13 protein-coding genes and 1 pseudogene are annotated in these 19,049 nt (G+C 69.0%); 10 read left to right on the forward strand and 4 right to left on the reverse strand.

Annotation, left to right across the window (positions count from 1 at the left end):
• The 8 genes from ABD481_RS43855 to ABD481_RS43890 all read left to right on the forward strand — a co-directional run.
• Positions 1-2,100 (forward strand): LuxR C-terminal-related transcriptional regulator (locus ABD481_RS43855; RefSeq protein ID WP_344671859.1); only part of this gene is annotated, 2,100 nt, incomplete at its 5' end.
• Positions 2,101-2,491: 391 nt separating this feature from the next.
• Complete coding sequence (locus tag ABD481_RS43860) at positions 2,492-3,313, forward strand: SDR family NAD(P)-dependent oxidoreductase (protein ID WP_344671860.1); 822 nt, start codon at positions 2,492-2,494, stop codon at positions 3,311-3,313.
• Positions 3,314-3,413: 100 nt separating this feature from the next.
• A complete protein-coding gene (locus ABD481_RS43865; RefSeq protein WP_344671861.1) occupies positions 3,414-3,866 on the forward strand; it encodes an ester cyclase in 453 nt (150 codons plus the stop codon).
• 10 nt (positions 3,867-3,876) lie between these two features.
• A complete protein-coding gene (locus tag ABD481_RS43870; protein ID WP_344671862.1) occupies positions 3,877-4,353 on the forward strand; it encodes a nuclear transport factor 2 family protein in 477 nt (158 codons plus the stop codon).
• Between the two features lie 73 nt (positions 4,354-4,426).
• Positions 4,427-6,070, forward strand: a complete 1,644-nt coding sequence (locus ABD481_RS43875; protein WP_344671863.1) for an ABC transporter substrate-binding protein — start codon at positions 4,427-4,429, stop codon at positions 6,068-6,070.
• Positions 6,067-7,008, forward strand: a complete 942-nt coding sequence (locus tag ABD481_RS43880; RefSeq protein ID WP_344671864.1) for an ABC transporter permease — start codon at positions 6,067-6,069, stop codon at positions 7,006-7,008. Before ABD481_RS43875 ends, ABD481_RS43880 begins: the two co-directional genes overlap by 4 nt.
• 87 nt (positions 7,009-7,095) lie before the next feature.
• Positions 7,096-7,968: an ABC transporter permease gene (locus ABD481_RS43885; RefSeq protein ID WP_344671865.1), complete on the forward strand. Its 873-nt coding sequence runs from the start codon at positions 7,096-7,098 to the stop codon at positions 7,966-7,968.
• Entirely contained in the window at positions 7,965-9,989 is a 2,025-nt protein-coding gene (locus ABD481_RS43890) for a dipeptide ABC transporter ATP-binding protein (RefSeq protein WP_344671866.1), read from the forward strand. The genes ABD481_RS43885 and ABD481_RS43890 overlap by 4 nt, the downstream gene beginning before the upstream one ends.
• Positions 9,990-10,169: 180 nt before the next feature.
• Here the strand turns inward: ABD481_RS43890 and ABD481_RS43895 are convergent, their stop codons facing one another.
• Positions 10,170-11,723 (reverse strand): ricin-type beta-trefoil lectin domain protein, encoded by a 1,554-nt coding sequence (locus ABD481_RS43895; RefSeq protein WP_344671867.1) that lies wholly within the window; start codon positions 11,721-11,723, stop codon positions 10,170-10,172.
• A 402-nt stretch (positions 11,724-12,125) separates the two neighbouring features.
• The gene (locus ABD481_RS43900) at positions 12,126-12,749 is read right to left on the reverse strand and encodes an HAD family hydrolase (protein ID WP_344671868.1); all 624 of its coding nucleotides are present in this window, start codon (positions 12,747-12,749) and stop codon (positions 12,126-12,128) included.
• A 359-nt stretch (positions 12,750-13,108) separates the two neighbouring features.
• Here ABD481_RS43900 and ABD481_RS43905 point away from each other — a divergent pair.
• Positions 13,109-14,045 (forward strand): annotated as a pseudogene (locus ABD481_RS43905) (integrase core domain-containing protein).
• A gap of 26 nt (positions 14,046-14,071) precedes the next feature.
• Positions 14,072-14,881: a recombinase zinc ribbon domain-containing protein gene (locus ABD481_RS43910; protein ID WP_344671869.1), complete on the forward strand. Its 810-nt coding sequence runs from the start codon at positions 14,072-14,074 to the stop codon at positions 14,879-14,881.
• Positions 14,882-14,993: 112 nt separating this feature from the next.
• On the opposite strand, the gene ABD481_RS43915 is transcribed toward ABD481_RS43910, so the two are convergent.
• Both ABD481_RS43915 and ABD481_RS43920 read right to left on the reverse strand, forming a co-directional pair.
• Positions 14,994-16,907, reverse strand: coding sequence for a UvrD-helicase domain-containing protein (locus ABD481_RS43915; protein WP_344671870.1), 1,914 nt, complete (start codon positions 16,905-16,907; stop codon positions 14,994-14,996).
• The gene (locus ABD481_RS43920; RefSeq protein ID WP_344671871.1) at positions 16,897-18,852 is read right to left on the reverse strand and encodes an ATP-dependent nuclease; all 1,956 of its coding nucleotides are present in this window, start codon (positions 18,850-18,852) and stop codon (positions 16,897-16,899) included. The genes ABD481_RS43915 and ABD481_RS43920 overlap by 11 nt, the downstream gene beginning before the upstream one ends.
• Between the last annotated feature and the right edge of the window lie 197 nt (positions 18,853-19,049).

Below are 19,049 nucleotides of genomic sequence, written 5' to 3' on the forward strand. Positions count from 1 at the left end.
CCGCCACCGCCGCCGCCGCAGCCGCAGCCGCCGCCGCCACCGCCGCCGCCGCCGCCGCCGGAGCCACCGCCGCCGCAGCCGCCGCCGGCGGTCGCCGGCCATTCCTTCCGGCGAGGAGTGCTCAGCTGCCTGTACCGGATGGAGCCGGTCGGCCTCGACGTCGTCAGGGCGCTCGCCGTCTTGGGTGGGGCGACCGCGCCGGACAAGCTCGGCGAGCTGCTTGAGATCGGCAGCGCGGAAGTCGTTCAGATGCTGCGGATCCTGCACGACGCCGCGTTGCTCGACGACGGCTACTTCCGCCACCCCGCCGTGTGCGCAGCCGTGCTTGAGAGCATGTCGAGCGAGCAGCGCGAGCAATTGCACCACCGGATCGCGAATCTCCTGCACTCCGACGGCGCCGCGCTCTCCGAGGTGGCGCGCCACCTGCTGGCCGCGGGCAGGCCGGACACACTGTGGGCGGTGCCGACGCTGCTGGGCGCCGCCGAGCAGGCTATGGCCCACGGCGAGACACGCTTCGCTCTCGACTGCCTCAAGACCGCCCAGCGCAACAGCACCGAGAGCCGGGAACGCGCCGAGGCGACCGCGCTGCTCACCGGGTTGGAGTGGCTGATGGACCCGGCGGCCGCGAGCCGGCACACGCCCTGGCTCGCGGAGACCCTCGGGGAAGGGCTGCTGCGCGGCCGACACGCACTGCTCGCCGTGCGCTACTTCTCCTGGTACGGCCTGCCGGAGGAGGCGGCGCAGGCACTTGAGCGCTTCGAAGGCCCCGCCGACGACATCGACGTGGACACCGCCGCGCAGGTGTGGACCGCGTTCACCTTGCTCGCGTTCTGGTATCCAGGGCAGCGCGAGCGGATCGCCGAGCTGCCGGCCTGGGCCCGCGACATACCCGCCATCCGCAGCCGCTTGGACGGGCTCGACCTGCTGGCCGCGGTCCTGTCCGGCCAGGACGTCGACAAGACGGTCTCCCGGGCCGGGCGGATCCTGCGCCGTGGCCGGCTCGCGGAGGCCACCCTGGAGTCGCTGAGCGCTGCGTTGATCGCGCTGATCTACGCCGAGCAGCCCGAACACGCCGAACGCTGGGGCCGCGCACTGCTTGAGCAGTCCACCGCGGAGCACGTGCCGATCGTCTCCGCGCTGCCTTCTTCGCTCCTGGCACAGAGCGCACTCCAGCAGGGCCGGCTGGAGGCTGCCGAGGAGTCCGCCCGGATCGCGCTGCAAGCCGTGCCGGCGGAAGGATGGGGGATCGTGATCGGCATCCCGCTGGCGACCGCGATCGCCGCGAACACAGCGCTGGGACGCTACGAGGAAGCCGCGCGCTACATCGACATGCGCGTGCCGAACTCGATGTTCCAGACGCCGGCGGGCCTGCATTATCTGCACGCTTGCGGGCGCTACCACCTGGCGGTCGGCCGGATCGAGGCCGCTCTGCACGCCTTCCGGACCTGCGGCGACCTGATGACGCGGTGGGAGATGGACCTGCCGGGTCTGGTGCCGTGGCGGGTCGAGTGCGCGAGGGCGCACCTGCAGCTCGGCGAACTGTCCGAGGCGCGCCGCCTGGTGGACGAGGCGCTTGAGCGGCCGTCCGGGGCCCCGACCCGCAGCCGGGCCATGGCGCTGCGGGTGCACGCCGCCACCCTCGACACAGCGCAGCGCCCCTCGGTGCTGTGGGAGGCCGCGAACGTGGCCGAGGCCGCGGGCGACACCTACGAATCGGCCTTGGCGCTCGCCGACCTGGCCGCCGTCTACCAGGAGTTGGGCCAGTTCCGCAGAGCCCGTCCGGTGTTGCGCAAGGCGGCGCAGTTCGCCAAGGACTGCGGCGCGGAGCCGCTCTACCAGTCGCTGTCGGTCGATCACCTCGTCGCCGAGCCCGATGGTGGTGACACCGACGGGGACGGCGACGAGGAGAGCACCAGCGCCACCGAGCTCACCGAAGCCGAGCGCAAGGTCGCCGACCTCGCCGCCCAGGGGTATCTGAACCGAGAGATCGCCGGAACCCTCTTCGTCACCGTCAGCACCGTGGAGCAGCACCTCACCCGGATCTATCGCAAACTCGGCGTGACGCGCCGCCTCGACCTGCCGACCAGACTGCGAGCGTAGGCGGAGGGCCTCGCGTCGGGTTCCACCGCTCGGCGCGGGCGCTGACCCCCCTTTTTCCGCCGCGGTTTCGTGATCAGTGGTCTGACCAGGGACAAGGGCCTTCGACTGTAGGGGGCACAGGGGGCAGCGCAGGGGTTTTGCCGACCCTTGCGCGTGGCCGATTCTGAAGGTCGTTCCGAGACCCGATGGCGTGTCCGCCGAACTCACGATGACGAACTCGGGCGTCCACTTCACCGTGCTCGAAGCGGACGTCCGGCCGACGGTCGACACGGCCCGGCAATGAGTGGACACCCCTGCTGAGCGGACACCCTGCCGAGCGGATACCCCTGCCGACCCGCGGGGCCACCACCTCGACCGAACAGACCCAGGAAGAACGGAGCCCGGCACAGCCATGAACGCGATACCGGCAGAAGACTCAGCACAACAGGTGGCCGGCGTGGCCGTCGTCACCGGCGCGGCCTCGGGAATCGGCAGGGCGACCGTCGAACTCTTCGCAGAGCGCGGGTTCGGCGTCGTCGCGGTCGACGTGGCGGAGGAGGGGCTCGCTGAACTCGCCTTGATCGAATCGGTGCGCGCACTCGTCGGCGACGTGGCCGACGACGAGGTGAACGACGCGGCCGTCGGCCTCGCGCTGAGCGAGTTCGGCCGCCTCGACGTGTCCGTGCTCAACGCCGGCATCGGCGGCGCCGGGCCGCTGGAGAGCGAGGGCGCGCTCGGCCGCCTCGAACACATCCTGGCCGTCAACGTGCGCGGCGTCGCCTCGGGTATCCGGGCCGCGCTGCCGCCGTTCCGGGCCGCGGGCGGCGGCGCGGTGGTCGTCACCTCGTCCATCTCCGGGCTCCGCGGCGATCCGGGCACCTGGGCCTACAACGCGTCGAAGGCCGCGGTGATCAACCTGGTGCGCGGCCTGGCGCTGGACTATGCCGTGGAGAACGTCCGGATCAACACCGTCGCGCCCGGCGCGGCGCTGACCGGGATGACCGAAGGACTGCTGGAGAACCCGGCGCTGGCCAGGAGCCTGACCCGGCGGATCCCGTTGCAGCGCTGGTCCTCCGCGCGCGAACAGGCGGAGGTCATCTGGTTCCTGGCCTCGCCCGCGGCCTCGTTCGTCACCGGCGTCACCGTGCCCGTCGACGGCGGCCTCAGCGCCAGCGGCGGGCTGCTGCCTCCGCCCACCACCCCCGGCGAGTCGGGCGTGCGGGTCACCGACTGACCCGGCACCCCGCTCACACACGCACACGCACACACACACACACGCACATACGCATACAGCCGCACACGCACATACTCACCGGAAACAGAGGACGTACCGCATGAGCTCCACCAGCAGCACGCAGCCGGCCCGGACCGAGGCCGACCGGCTGGAGGCCAACAAGGCCGTCGCCCGGCGCTACTTCGACAGCGTCAGCCGCCAGAACCTGGACGAACTGACGGAGTTCATCGCCGAGGACGCCGTCGACGAGACCCGCAGCGACGGCGCGGGCAGTATCGAGGACTTCCGCGACCACGCGCGGTGGCTCTGGGCGAACGTCGGCGAGGCCAAGGCGGTCGTCACCGACCTGATCGCCGAGGGCGACCGGGTGGTGGCGTTCTGGCGGCTGGAGGGCGTGCACATCGGCGAGGTGTTCGGGGTCCCGGCGACCGGCCGCCGGTTCAGCGGTGTCAGTATCAGCACCCTGACGATCAAGGCGGGCAAGGTGGTGCGGTACAGCGTGCTGCCGGACCGGCTGGGCTTCGTCAGGCAGCTGACCGACGACGCGGCCTGAGGAGAGCGAGATGCCCCGCGGACTCTCCCCGGCCGACCTCGCGGACATCCACCGCAGCCTCGCGCTGTTCGCGCACATCTTCGACAACCGCCTGGAGGAGGAACTCGACCTGGTCTTCACCGAGGACGTCACGGTCGGGAACAGCCTCGGCGCGGGATACGAGGTGACGGGATTCGACCAGGCCCGCGCCTTCCTGCGGCGGATGACCGCGGACACCGCCGACCACAACACGCTCAACCCGGTCGTCCTGGTCCACGAGGACGGCACGGTCCGCGTGCGCAGCCGCTACATCGCGGTCCTGCCGGACGGCAGCATCCACAACGGCGAGTACTTCGACGTCCTGCGCTTCACGCCGAAGGGCTGGCGGATCAGCTACCGGATGTCCGCCCCGCGCTTCCCGCGGGTCGAGTGCGTCCAGCTCTCCGAATCCTTCCTCGACCACTGGCGCCCGACCGCCGCGCGACTGCCGGACATCGTGCCCCAGTAACCCGGTTCGGCGAGCACCAATACACGCACACACCTCCAACACCTTCCTCGACTTTCAGAATCGGACTCTCCGCATGCAACTCTCCAGACCCGCGCGCCTGACGGCCTGGGTCCTCGCCCTCGCCACTCTCACTCTCACCGGCTGCGGCTCGGGCAAGAGCAGCACCGTCGCGGCCAACGCCAAGCCGGTTGCCGGCGGATCGCTGACCTACGCCGTGAACACCGAGCCGACCTGCTTCGACGCGCACATCAGCCCGCAGGACATCACTGGCGAGATCGACCGCAACGTGCTCGACTCCTTGGTCTCCGAGGACTCCTCGGGCACCTTCCACCCCTGGCTGGCCGCTTCCTGGACAGTGTCCTCGGACCTGCAGAGCTACACCTTCGACCTGCGCAAGGACGTCACGTTCACCGACGGCACACCCTTCGACGCCGCCGCGGTGAAGGCCAACTTCGACTCCATCGCCGCCCCGGCGACCCGGTCGCAGTACGCCTCCAGCCTGCTCGGCCCGTACAAGGGCACGACCGTGGTCGACCAGTACACGGTGCGGGTGGACTTCTCCGCGCCCTTCGCGCCGTTCCTCCAGGCGGCCGGCACCGCCTACCTCGGCTTCTACTCGCCCAAGGCCCTGGCCGCCCACTCGAACAACCTGTGTGCGGGCGGCGCGGCGGCGATCGGCACCGGCCCGTTCGTCTTCGCCGGCTACACCAAGGGACAGAGCGCGGTGTTCACCGAGAACCCGAACTACGCCTGGGGCCCGGCCGGCGCGGCGCACAGCGGTCCGGCCTACCTCAGCAAGCTGACCTTCCGGTTCCTGCCGGACAGCGCCACCCGCGTCGGCACACTCACCAGCAGCCAGGCCCAGGTGATCCGCTCGGTCCCGGCCGAGCAGGTCGCGAGCCTCAAGCGGACACCCGGCGTCACCGTGAAAGAGCTTGAGCAGCCCGGCGGAGCCTACAACCTCTGGCTCAACACCACCGTCGCACCGCTCGACGACCAGCGGGTGCGTGAGGCGATCCAGCGCGGCATCGACATCGCCGCGGACGTCAAAGCCGTCTACTTCGGCGTCTACCCGCGCGCCTGGAGCCCGCTGACCCCCTCGACCCAGGGCTACGACGCCGCCCTCGTCAACTCCTGGGCCTACAACCCGGACCTGGCCAACCGGTTGCTCGACGAGGCCGGCTGGACCGGGCGCGACGCCCAGGGCTACCGGACCAAGAACGGCGCGGTGCTGAGCGTCGAGTGGCCGCTGCTGCCGGCCGAGTACATCACCGACCAGCGCGACGTGCTCGGCCAGGCGATCCAGGCCGACCTGCGGAAGGTCGGTGTCCGGATCACCCGCCCGCAGTATGACATCGGCACCTACCTCCAGCGGGCGTACGGCGGCAAGGAAGGCATCCTGGACTCAAGCTGGTCGCGGGACGAACCGGACGTGCTGTGGCTGTTCTACAACTCGGCCAGCATCTCCGCCGGCGGCCAGAACGCCACCTTCTACAAGGACGCCACCCTGGACTCGCTCACCGCCCAGGGCCGCGCCACCCTGGACAAGACCGCCCGCGACCAGTCCTACGGCAAGGTGCAGCAGCAGGTCATCGACCTCGCCACCACGGTCCCGATCTACAACCCGGTCACCATCGTCGGCGAGCAGAACTCGGTGCACGGCCTCACCTTCGACCCCAACGACTGGGCCGTGTTCTACGGCGTCTGGCTCTCGTGAGGTTCCGAACCAAGGTGCTCGCCCCGGTCGCCCGGCGGCTGGCGTCGGCGCTGGCAGTGATGACCGGCGCCGCCGCCATCGCCTTCGCCGCGCTCCAGCTGGTGCCGGGCGACCCGGTGCAGATCCTGCTCGGGCAGAACAACACGGCCTCGCCGGAGGTCCGCGCGCAGATCCGGGCGCGGTTCGGCCTCGACGAGTCGGTACCGCTGCAGTTCCTGCACTACCTCGACCACCTCGTGCACGGCGACCTCGGCCAGTCCTACCAGCTGCAGCAGCCGGTCTCCGGACTGATCTCCGCTCAGCTCCGGCCCACCGCGCAGCTGATGGCCGGCGCCATGACGGTGGCCGTCGTGCTGGCGGTGAGCTCCGCGCTGCTCACCGCCGGCCGCCGACCCGTGCTGCGGGCGGCCGCCGGGTTCTGCGAACTGGTCGCGGTCTCCGCCCCCTCCTACTGGGTGGGCATCGTGCTGCTCACAGTGTTCTCCTTCCAGCTGCACGTCTTCCCGGTCGCGGGCGACCAGGACTTCGCCTCGCTGGTGCTGCCCTCGATCACGCTGGGCCTGCCCATCGCCGGGCTGCTCGCCCAGGTGCTGCGCGAGGCCATGGAAGCCGCGTTGGGCCAGCCGTTCGTGCTCACCGCCCGGGCCCGCGGCGTCGGGCAGACCGGGGTGCGGCTCAAGCACGCGCTGCGGCACGCCGCGATCCCGCTGGTGACCCTGACGGGATGGCTCGCCGGCTCCCTGCTGGGCGGCGCCGTGCTGGTGGAGAACATCTTCGGGCGCCCCGGAATCGGCGCGCTCACCTTGCAGGCGGCCACCAACAAGGACATGCCGGTGGTGATCGCGCTCGTGCTGGTCTCGGCCCTGTTCTTCGTCCTCATCTCGACCGTGGTCGACCTGCTCTACCTGCTCATCGACCCACGACTGCGGACGGGGTGAGCGCGCAATGGATCAAGCACTCGCACATCGCGGGCCGGACCCCCGAGCCCGCCACCGGAGGCTCCGACCCGTCGAGGAGACGCACGCATGAGCACCGTGGCATCCCCGGGGCGGCCCTCGGCCCGGCTCCGCCCGCTGCGCGCGCCTCGCGCCCCGCAGCGCCCCGGCATGCTCCTCGCGACCCTGGCCCTGGTCGTGATCGCGCTGGTCGCCCTCGCACCGGGCCTGTTCACGAGCCAGTCCCCGACCGGCGTCCGGATCACCGATGTGCTCCAGCCGCCCGGCACGGCGCACTGGTTCGGTACCGACCAACTCGGCCGGGATGTGTTCGCCCGGGTGCTCTACGGCGCCCGTCCCTCCGTCCTGGTCGGCCTCGGCTCCACCGCGATCGCCCTGGCCGGCGGCACGGTCATGGGCCTGGCCGCGGCACTTGGCGGCCGTTGGGGCGACTGGGCGGTGATGCGGTTCGCCGACGTCGTGCTCGCGCTGCCGCCGCTGCTGCTCGCGCTGCTCGCCGTGGTGATCCTCGGCACCGGCGAGCTGAACCTCATGTTCGCCGTGGCGATCGCGTTCATCCCCGGCTACGCGCGGATCGTGCGTGCCGAGGCGCTGGTCGTGGTGCGCTCGGGCTACGTCGAGGCGGCGGTCGGACTCGGCCTGCGCCGCAGTGTGCTGATCGTCCGGCACGTGCTGCCGAACGCACTCGGCCCGCTGCTGGTGCTCGGCACCGTCGGCATCGGCATGGCGATGCTCTCCGCGTCCTCGCTCAGCTTCCTGGGCCTCGGCGTCCAGCCGCCCGTCCCCGAGTGGGGCGCGCTGCTCTCCGGCGGACGCGACTTCTTCCAGAGCGCGTGGTGGCTCGGGGTGTTCCCCGGAGTGGCCGTGACCGTCTGCGTCATCACCATGAACGTCGTGGGCCGCTACGGCCAAGAACGGTTTACCAAGAGGAGCACCCGATGAGCACCACCAGGGGCGTCGACGACGCCGCGCCGCCCGGCCGACTCGACGACGGCCTCGGGTACCGCACCCTGGCGGTCGCAGGCCTCGACGTCGTGTTCGACACCCCCGCAGGACCGGTCCACGCGGTGCGCGGCGTCTCCTTCAGCCTTGAGGCCGGCGAGTGCCTGGCCATCGTGGGAGAGTCCGGCTCGGGCAAGAGCGTCACCGCGCGCGCCCTGGTCGGCCTGGCCGGCCGACGTTCGCGGGTGAGCGCGGCAGAGCTCTCCTTCGGCGGAACGGACCTGCGCACGCTCGACGAAGCCGAATGGCGCCGGATCCGCGGCCGGCGCATCGGCCTGGTGCTGCAGGACGCGCTGGTCTCCCTCGACCCGCTGCGGACGGTGGGCGCCGAGGTGGGCGAGGCGTTGCGGGCGCACGCCTCGGTCGGCCGCGCGCAGGCCGCCGCCCGGGTCGGGGAACTGCTGGCGCAGGTCGGGATCCCCGACCCGGAGCAGCGCGCGCGCAGCTACCCGCACCAGCTTTCCGGCGGCCTGCGGCAGCGTGCCCTGATCGCCTCGGCGCTCGCCGCCGGTCCCGAGCTCCTGGTGGCCGACGAGCCGACGACAGCGCTGGACGTGACGGTGCAGGCGCAGGTGCTCGACCTGCTCGGCGAGCTGCGCGACGGCGGTACCTCGCTCCTGCTGATCAGCCATGACCTGGCGGTGGTGGGCCGCCTGGCGGACCGGATCGCGGTGATGCACGGCGGCCTGATCATCGAGCACGGCGTGGCGGGCCGTGTGCTGGCCGATCCGCGGCATCCGTATACGCGAGCGCTGCTGGAAGCGGTGCCGGGCGCCCATTCCAAGGGGGCAAGGCTGTCCGGCGCCGGGCAGCCCGGCGCCGCGCCCGGCCCGCTCGGCTGCCCGTACGCGATGCGCTGCCTCCGCGCGGACGAGCGCTGCCGCGCCGAACTCCCCGAACCGGTGTTCGTCGCGGTTCCCGGCGACGCGCCGGGCAGTGCGCACGGACACGCGGTTCTCTGCTGGCACCCGGAATCTCCGGTGCCCGTGCCGGTGTCGGTGTCGGCGGCGGCATCGGCATCGGCGGCGGCGGCATCGGCGGTGCGGGCGGCCGCGTCCCGGATCTCCGCCTCCGCGGAGGTGGCAGAACCCGAACCCACCAAGAACGTGCTCGACGCGGCACACCTCGACTCCGGCCACGCCGCTCCGGCCGTCATCTCGGTCGACGCCATTTCCAAGCGCTTCCGCACACCCGGTGGCGGCTTCCGGGACGCCGTCCTGGATGTGTCCTTCGCCCTGCGGCCCGGTGAGGCACTCGGTGTCGTGGGGGAATCGGGCTCGGGAAAGACGACCATCGCGCGGATCGTGCTGGGCCTGGCCGAGCCGGACACCGGAACAGTGTTGTTCGAGGGCGAGCCGTGGAGCGGGGTGAAGGAGCGCGACCGGCGCCGTCGCCGCCCCGGCATCCAGGCGATCCAGCAGGACCCGCTCAGCTCCTTCGACCCGCGCTTCGACGTCGAGCGGGTGATCGGCGAAGCCGTGGCCGCCGGCGGACCCGGAGCGCGCCGCGCCGGGTTGCGCAAGCGCAGCGTTGAGCTGCTGGAGCAGGTCGGACTGTCCGCCGCCGTGCTCTCCAGGCGCCCGCTGGAACTCTCCGGCGGCCAGCGGCAGCGCGTGGCGATAGCCAGGGCGCTGGCCCCGGGACCGGACGTGCTGGTCTGCGACGAGCCGGTGTCCGCGCTGGACGTCTCGATCCAGGCGCAGATCCTCGACCTGCTCGCGGACCTGCGACGCGACCTCGGCATGGCGCTGTTGTTCATCTCGCACGACCTCGGCGTGATCCGCCACGTGAGCGACAGGGTCCTGGTGATGAAGGACGGCCGGATCGTGGAGAGCGGATCGGCCGCGGAGATCTTCGAACAACCGCAGGAGCCCTATACCCGCGCGCTGCTCGCCGCGATCCCGCGGCCGGCCGCCGAGTACGGCGCGGTCGGACCCGTCGCCGACGGTCGGTCAGGGTGAACCGCACCGAGATGGTGGGATCGTCCGGTGCTGATTCGCGTGCTGGTCGAACGCTCCGGCGTTGCAGGCCGGAGAGGCGCTGCTTGCGGCTGTCAATCAGAGTCCTGTGACACCGTGAGGCCTGATCGGACTCGTTGCCGGTCTGATCAGGCCTCGCGGTGCGCCGGGTGACAGGCGTCGCTAGGAGTTCGGCATCGTCCACCGCTGGGCAGCGGTGCCGTTGCAGTCCCAGATCTGGAGCTGGACGCCGTCGGTGGCGCTGCCCCCCGGGTCGTCCAGGCACCGGCCCGACTGCGGGTTCACCAGGCTGCCGTTCGCGCCGGGCTGCCATACCTGACCGCCGCCGCCGTTGCAGTCCCACATCTGCACCAGGGTGCTGTTCCCGGTGCCGCCGCCGTTGATGTCCAGGCACAAGCTGCCGGCTTCGAGCGTCGTTCCGTGCGACACCCATTGCTGGGCCCCTGTGCCGTTGCAGCTCCACAGACCGGCCTTGGTGCCGTTGACGTTGGCGAAGCCGTTGTCGTCCAGACACTTGCCGGTGACGCCCGACATGATGGGCCCGACCCCGGCTGCCCCCCACCTCTGATTGGCGCCGGCGTTGCAGTCCCACAGCTGCAACTGCGTGCCGTCGGTCGCGGAGGAGCCCGGATCGTCCAGGCAGCGTCCGGAGATCAGGTTGCGGTAGCCGCCGTTGTACGGCTGCCAGATCTGGGCTCCGGTGCCGTTGCAGCTGTAGAGCTGTGTTTTTGTTCCGTTGGCCGTACCCCCCGCGGTGGCGTCCAGGCATTTGCCCAGTGCACGAAGAGTCCCGTCGCTGTAGACCTTCCACGACTGCGCGGTGCCGTGGTTGCAGCTCCACAGCTGGACCGATGTCCCGTCGGCACTGTTGCCGCCGTTGACGTCCAGGCACTTGCCCGGCAGGCCCGAGAGGACTTCGCCGGATGCCGAGGCCGTCGCGGCGCCCAGGCTCACGGGCGCGGAGATCCAGCCCGCGGCCGCGGCCGTCTGGATGCCCTGGTTCCACGCATCGGCCATCTTCTGATAGCCGCCGTCGTTGGGGTGGATCCCGTCGGAGACCAGGTCCGAGACGGCGACCGCGCCCATGTCGACCTCGGCCACGTGCCTGCCGCCGGACTGCTTGGCCGCGACGATCCCCGGGACCGCGGCATTGAACGCCGCGCGGTAGGCGACGACGTTGGGGTCGGTCGAGACCGTGAGGTTGGCGACCAGGACGGTCGCGCCGGGATCGGCCGTCGTGATCTGGTCGATCAGCGTACTGAGTCGGGAGGGCGCGTTGGCCACGTCGTGGTTCTGGATGAGGTCGTTGGCCCCGGCCATGAGCGTGACCACGTTGGGCTTGTACGTGCCCAGCGACCCGCTCACCAGGCCCTGCAGCGCGTCGATCCGCCAGCCGGGGTGGCCCTCGTCGTCGGCGTCGGCCATGGTCCCCTCCTCGACCGAGCCGACGAAGTCCAGCGGATGGCCCTCAGCGGTCAGCTCGTTCCACAGCGGACCGCGATAACCGTTCCCGGCGCTGCTGTGGGAACCGTAGGTGATCGAGTCCCCGAACGGCTCCAGCCTCAGCGCGGCGGCCGGGGCGACCGCTGCCGGGGAAGGCGCGGCGGCGGTCAACGTCCGCGCCGGCGTTCCGGCCCTGACAGCGCCCGAGGTGCCCACCACCGCGGTCAGCGCCGCTGCGAGGACGAGCAGGGGAGGTGCGACAGCCTTCTTCATTCTCTGCCTTTCCAGGACGGATGCTCGGCGGTCCCACCAGCGAAGCGGCCGGCCTGATAGCGGCAGCACGGAATGACGACGTTCTCCCTGGCCGGACGCCGCCGGGTAGCCCCGGACGTGCGACCGCTGGTCCCGCGCCGAAACCCACCACAGGGACGGAGCACCGCCGAGGCTCGATGCGAGCGCGGATCTTCTCAAAACTATGGGAACGTTCGCACGCCCCTGATTCCTGATTAGAGTACGAATGCAATGGTCTGTCAAGCAAGAGTCTCGACACCGGAGCACCCTTGTTATGCAAATATGGGAACGTTCAACAGAACTGCGGCCGCACGGAGGATCGGATCCTCTTGGGCAGGAGATGGTCCGTTGTCCGGCTGAGACAGCCGTGTCGGACGTGGCGGATCAGCGGGCGACAGGCATGCCCTTGGTGTCGCGGCCGGTGTACGGACGCACGTCAATCACGTGCATGCCCGCGGCGTGGGCAGCGCTGATGCCCTCGTCGCTGTCCTCGTAGACGACACAGCGATCCGGCGCGACGCCCAGATCCGCGGCGGCACGCAGGAAGATGTCGGGCGCCGGCTTGCCGCGCTCGACGTCCTCGCGGGTGACGATGACATCGAACAGGTCACGAAACGGCAGATGGCGCAGAGTGCCAAGGATGATTTCGCGGGAGCCGCCAGAGGCGATCGCCATCGGCGTACTGCCGTGGGCTGCTTGCACGACTTCGAGGATCGCGGAGTACGGCTTGATGCTCTCGGCCCGCTGACGGAAGTGAGCATCGCGGTCAACGACGAGATCCTCCATCGCGACCGGCAGGCTGACGCCGTACTCGCGGGCGAGCAGCTCGATCATCTCGGCAGAGGAGATCCCAGTCCGGGCGTAGAACCACTCCTTCTCCAAGTCGATCCCGACCGGAGACAGCGCATGGACCATGGCCTGGTAGTTGGCATCCTGACTGTCGACCAGCGTCCCGTCCCAGTCGAACAACAAGGCATCGGCGGGCGGGGGAGTCAAGCTCGTGTGCACGGCGTAGGTTCCTCATCGTTCACAAAGACGGCTGTGCTGGCCCGTACCGGGCTGCTTGCCGCCGACCAGCAGTGACCACGAAGCCATACTCCCATAAGGACACAGGCACCCACCCTTGCTGCTTCGGACCGGCAGACGGCGCCGTCGGGGAGTACATGCCTGCGCCAGTCCGAAACATGAAACCGCCCGACATCGTGCCCCACGCGCGATCGGCAACGAACGTCATGCCGGCCCCGGGGCAGGCTTCCAACTACAACGGACTTGGTGCGGAGATCGCCTGCCGGGTTCCATAACTAGCGTATAGCTGCTGACCAGGGGTGTTACTGGTGGCAGGGGAGTAGCCGGGATGGTTGTCGATCGTGTGGTTTCGGTTGCTGTATTTGATCCTTATCCGTGTTGTCGGTTGGTTGGCTCTGCTCGCCCGATCTTCCGCGTCGAGGGACGCGGAGCTCTTGGTGCTGCGTCAGGGCGGTCATCTGCTCGCTGGCCTGGCTCCTGCCTCGGGCATTGCGTGCGCACCGGTTGGTCACCCCGGCGACCCTACTCGCCTGGCATCGGTGGCTGGTCTGTCGCAAGTGGCGCTAGCCTCGTCCATCGGGGCGTCCGCCGATCCCCGACGATCTCGTCGCTGTGATCGTGCGGATGGCTAGGGAGAATCCAGGCTGGGGTTATACGCGGATCCAGAGCGAGCTGCGCCGACTGGGCCGCCGGGTCGGCGCTTCCCCGATCCGCCGGGTGCTGCGTGCGCATCGGATCCCGCCAGCTCTGAAGCGTATCAATGATGTGTCCTGGCGGCGGTTCTATGTCTTCTTCGTCATGGAGGTCGGAACCCGTACCGTCCACATCCTCGGGGTCACGGCCCGCCCGACGGGGGAGTGGGTGACGCAGTGCGCACGGAACCTTGTCATGGATCTCGGCGACCGTGCAGGCCGATTCCGTTTCCTAGTCAGAGACCGCGACGCGAAGTTTACTGCCGTCTTCGACACCGTATTCACGTCAGAGGGCGTCGAGATCAAGAAGATCCCACCACAGTGCCCGCGAGCCAACGCCTATGCCGAACGATTTGTGCTGACCACCCGGACTGAATGCACCGACCGGATGCTGATCTTCGGCGAACGTCATCTGCGGACCGTCCTGAACCCCTACACCCAGCACTACAACGCCGGCCGGCCCCACCGCAGCCACGGCCTCCGCGCACCCGCCGACGACCCGAACGTCATCCCGTTCCCCGCTCAGCGGACACGCCGCGAACCAGTCCTCGGCGGACTGACCAACAAGTACCACAGGGCCTCGTAGCTGATCCCGAAGGCGCAGGTCAGACCATGGACAGCGTTTTGGAACCCCACAGGCCCGCGAAACGGACCTACCAGCTCCGGGGGCTGCTGTTCTGCGGGCTGTGCGGGCGCAAGATGCAGGGCACGTTCAACAACGGCCGACCTCACTACCGCTGCCGTTATCCCAGCGAACTGTCCACGGCCAACCATCTGCAGCATCCGTTGACGGTGTATCTGCGCGAAGACGCGGTGATCCCGCATCTGGATGCCTGGCTGGCCAAAGTGTTCGCCCCGCACCGCGTTCCGGAGACGATCGCCGCGATGGCCGACGCCTCGGCCCATGATGATCAGACGGCGGCGGTTGTCGCGGGGCTGCGCAAGCGGATCGCCGATTGCGACCGCAAGCTCGGCCAGTACAAGACGCTGCTCGACCAGGGCGCTGACCCGGCCACCGTCGCGGGCTGGATCAGCCAGACCAACACCGAACGCGTCGGGGCGCAGGCCGAACTGCGCAGTGCCACCGGGCGGCGGGCCATGACCGTCGAGGAGATCGAGGCGGTGGCCAACACACTGGGCGACTTGGTGAAGGTAATCGGCCAAGCCGATCCGGAAGACAAGATGAGGATCTACGACCGGCTGGGACTCCGACTCGACTACAACGTCGGCACCAAGTCCGTGCGTGTCGAAGTACAAAAAATAACCGGACCGGGTAGCGAGCCCCGATCCGGTGGAGAATATGTGCGTAATTCCAGTGTCCGAGGAGTGTCATGTACTTTATATGCACGAGCCCGGGGCCTTATTTGGGGCGTGTTCCCCGTCGGCCTACCGTTTACGCGTCTGGTTGACTTCACCATGTAGCTCTGGGCTCGCCTCTCGCTTATGAGCGTAGCGCCGCCGGTATCGACTCGCAACCGTTTCTGACAAAATTCGGTGCGTTTCTACCGGCGGCGCTCGGCCGAATTCACTAGTCTCATCCGAGACCTGGTATTGCCTCCATCCCGGCTGGTTCGCGGCGCGCTCGCTGCCGTCGTCCCTGTTCGACCGGCTCGCACTCGGGCGCCACTGTGAACTCGACGTTCAGGCTCTCCAGGTGCTTGACCATCTCGCCGTGACACGAGTAGGGATAGGTGAAGCCGATCAGCCTCCGGCCGCGCGTCACAGCGACGTAGTAGACGCGCAGCGTCTCGGATGTCTCGGTAGTGCTGTCGTCGCGCCACGCCGCGAGGAACTGCCTGAGCGCTTTCGGAGTGGCGAATGCGATCAGTACCGCATCGGCTTCGCCGCCTTTCGCCTTGTGGATCGTCGTGGATGTGACGGAGATATCTTCGAATTCGCCGCACGGCTGCTGTTGCCCCGCACCAAGTCCTGCGGCTACCGCTATTGTTTCGCCTCGGTCGAAGTCCCGGCTGCCGGTTCCCAGGCGGAAGTTCCTGGCGGGCGCAGGCGCCGCGTCGGACGGCGCGGGGTGATCGATGATGCGTTTGCGGGCGTCCCTGATCCAGTCTCCGGCCGGGCGGGCGTCGACATCGGGGAGGGACGCGAGCAGCGAGAACGCATACCGTCGCGCGGTGATCGCGTCGACGCCGTGGGCGGTGAGAATCCGTTCCGGGTGACCTTGGTCGTTGGGGTACCAGAACCGGACGAGGATCGTCTGGGCGATTCTCACGCCGTCCACCAGGTCTTGGTGGTCGGCGCCGGGGTTGCGATGGACCGCGCTCGCCCAGGCCAGCATCCATGCTGTTCCGTCTGCAGGCGCTTTTGAACGTCTGGTCTGATCGAGGTGCGGAACGGCTGCGTGGGCCCATGCCAGGCACAGCACGTCTGCGCAGGCCGGCTCCATCGACGCTGCGCGGCGGGCGAACGCCCCTGCTGCTTCGTCCTTGGAGCGAATGCGGGTCTTCCGGGAGTTGGTGTCATTGGTGTCGAACGGCACGAGCAGGACGGGTGACTGGTCTGTGCTCCATTGGCCCGTCGCACGGTCGGCGATCGCCGACTTCGTGGAGCGCATCGTCGCGGCCAAATCACAGATCCGCTGGCTGCACCGGTGGTTACCGGTCAAGCGGCGATGCTGTCCGATCTTGGAGGTGAGCGTCCCCATGACCGCCGGAGTCGCGCCCTGATACTCGTAGATCGCCTGGTTGGGGTCGGCGACAACGACCAGCGGAACGCCGCCTTCGTGCAGCTTGCCGAGGATGGCGATGTCCAACTCGGTGCAGTCCTGCGCCTCGTCGACGACGATCTCGCTGAACCGGGAGCGAAGGATTGTCCGGACGTGCGGGTCGGTAGCGTTCTCCAGGGCCATCACCCGCAGTTCGAGGCTCGTGAAGTAGTGATGTTGCTGCCACAAAGAGTTTCGCAACGCCTTCGCGCCGCTCAAGAATTCCGCCTCGGTGCGAGTTGCGTTGGTCAGCTTCGCCGTTGCGTCCGGCAGCGTGACCACGACCTCGCCGCGTCGCAGGTCGTAGCCGAAGCCGAAGGAAGCCAGCGGCAGCCGGCCGAAGACCTTGTACGCGTCGCTCGACCCGATGTCCGCCCAGGACATGATGCGCTGCCACGGCGGGGCGGTATCCGGCAGGAACGGTCGGACCAGGAAGTGCCACAGGAACGTGTCCAGCGTTCCGGTGAAGTGCGGGAACTCCAGGAGTTCAGGGCGGTGGCAGCGGTGGCGGATCTCGTCGGCGGCGCGGTTGGTGAACGAGATCAGTGCCCGGCCCTGCCGCTGTTTGCCGATGGGCGTCGCGAGGTGCCGTTCGACGAGGATGAACGTCTTGCCGGCCCCTGGACACGCCTCCAGGTACAGCGGGCTTGGTGCGGCGATCGCCGTCTGTTGCTCGCCGGTGGGCTGCATCCCCATCCCGTCGGCTTCGTGGCCGTCATACGCCATGGCTGCCTCCAATCGCCATGATCCAGCGGAGACCTTCGGCCAGGTACGGGGGGACGACGAAGTTCTGGGCCGGATCGGCGAGCAGGGCGCTGAGGCGGTAGGCGTACTCGCCCTTGGGCAGATCGACACCGTTGCTGCCTTCCGCGTATGGGCCGAACAACTCGCCGAACACCAGTGGCTGCAGGTCTGCGTCGGCTTGGGCGACCTTCTCCCATCGGTGGGCCGATCCGGGTCTCAACTCGGCGAAGACCTTCTCCAGAAGGGCTAGGTTCTCCGAGTGGACCAGCTGAGGCTCGAGCGTCGGGTCGCCCTCGACGATGAGATAAGAGCCGTCTGGCGCCTCCACGTCATCGCGGAGATACGCCGTCAGACTGTCCTTCCGGTTGTACCCGCCCCTGGTTGCGGTCCCGTCGCCGTCGCGTCGCTTGGGGTCCCTGTCCGTGATCACGAGGACCTTTTCGGCGATCCGCTCCCCGCCGTGGCCGGACAGCAGGATCTTCAAGAACGGTTTGAAATCGACTCCGTCGACGCTGACGATCGGAGTGCCGCGGAACGTGGACCGCGCCGCCCCGCGCAAGCGAGCGACATGGCGCTTGTCGCCGGCGGGCCGCCACTCGCGGACGGCGATCTCGGCGAACGGCGGCAGCAACAGGGTTTCCGCCGTGCCCTCCACGAGGATGACGCGCGGGCCGAACAGCATGGCGCTCTTGGTGACATCCAGGTAGCGGCTCAGCTTCGCTTTCTCTTGCGCGCTGAGGTTCAGCGCGGCGACCGGGATCACGGCGGTCGTGCGGTAGGCGCGAGGAGCCGCCTGCACCGGCACATCCTGGTCATCGTCTTCGCTCCGCTGAACGCCGTCGTCGACTTGCTGCGCTGGAGACGGTTCATCACGGGCGTGGAGGACAACAAGGTCCGCCACCGGTGCCGCGGCGGCCAGCACCGGCGAGTGAGTGGTGATGAGGACTTGGATCCTGCCGCTGGGCCGTCCGGGATCGGCACCGGGTCCGGAAGGTTGCTTGGCGGCCCGGTCGTAGAGAAGTTTCAACAGCAGCGACTGCAGCTGCGGGTGCAGGTGTGCCTCGGGCTCCTCAACCAACAGCACCGTCAAGTCGGCTTCCTGAGCGGCCTCGAGCTCGGTCAGGACGGTCGCGATGTACAGCAGGTTCGCATAGCCCAAACCGGAGCGGGTGATGTCCTGAGCCTCGATGCCCTCATCGTTCAACCGAGCCCGCAGAGCGCGGGCGATTGCCTCGATCTTCGGCTCGGCAAACCGCAGGCTCATTGCCTGTGCGCGGGCCCCCTCCGTCAGGCTGCCTAGCGGCGCGTTTATTCGGTCGACTGCGACAGTGACCGGAGGCTCCTGCTCGAAGGCCTGGATCGCCTTGGCATAGCTCTCCTCGAACTCCTCGATCTTCTTCTCGTCGCCGAGAACCGAGCTCAGGATCAGCTTCAGGCTCTGCCCCGCCCCCGATGACAATTCCTGCTGCGCGTCGCGCAGCGGCGGCAGGTACACCTGTCGGATCATCCGGCGAGCCGCCGGCTCCGGATCACCTTCCCTGCCGCCTGCCGACCGCCCACGATCCCCCGAGCGCCGGTTGGACGGCGGCGGCGTGTAGCTCACGCCGTACACCGCGCACCGCTTGACGCCCCAGTCAGGGTCGGGAGCCAGTGCGTGCAGGTGTGTGCCGGATTCGGCTGGCGACAGCTCACGGTAGACCCCGGTCAGGGTCACGGGCCCGGAACAGCCGTCTGCGACGTCATCGCGTGTCCACCACCGGCGGGCTCGTCCCTCCTCCAACGGATCGACCAGCAACTGCACCGCATCGATGACGTTCGTCTTACCCCCGTTGTTCTCGCCGACCAGGATCGTCACCTCCGGTCGGAGGTCGATCCTGGTCTCCCGCAGCGAACGGAAGCCGCTGGCCTCAAGCCGCGCCAGATACACGGGAGCCTCCTGCAATCGCCTGCGAACAAGCGTCAGCCAGGGGTTCACATACGTGGGCCGCTAGACGGTATGCAGAGCGCGGGGACTTCATCCGACTAATGGTAGGGCTCTGCATATGACCGCTGGGCACGAACGGGCCGAGTAGAACATCGTGTCGACATCGGCCACATACATGATCGCCCACCAGTTGACCCAGT

Source organism: Catenulispora yoronensis, from assembly GCF_039531695.1.
In the GTDB taxonomy this organism is placed as follows: domain Bacteria; phylum Actinomycetota; class Actinomycetes; order Streptomycetales; family Catenulisporaceae; genus Catenulispora; species Catenulispora yoronensis.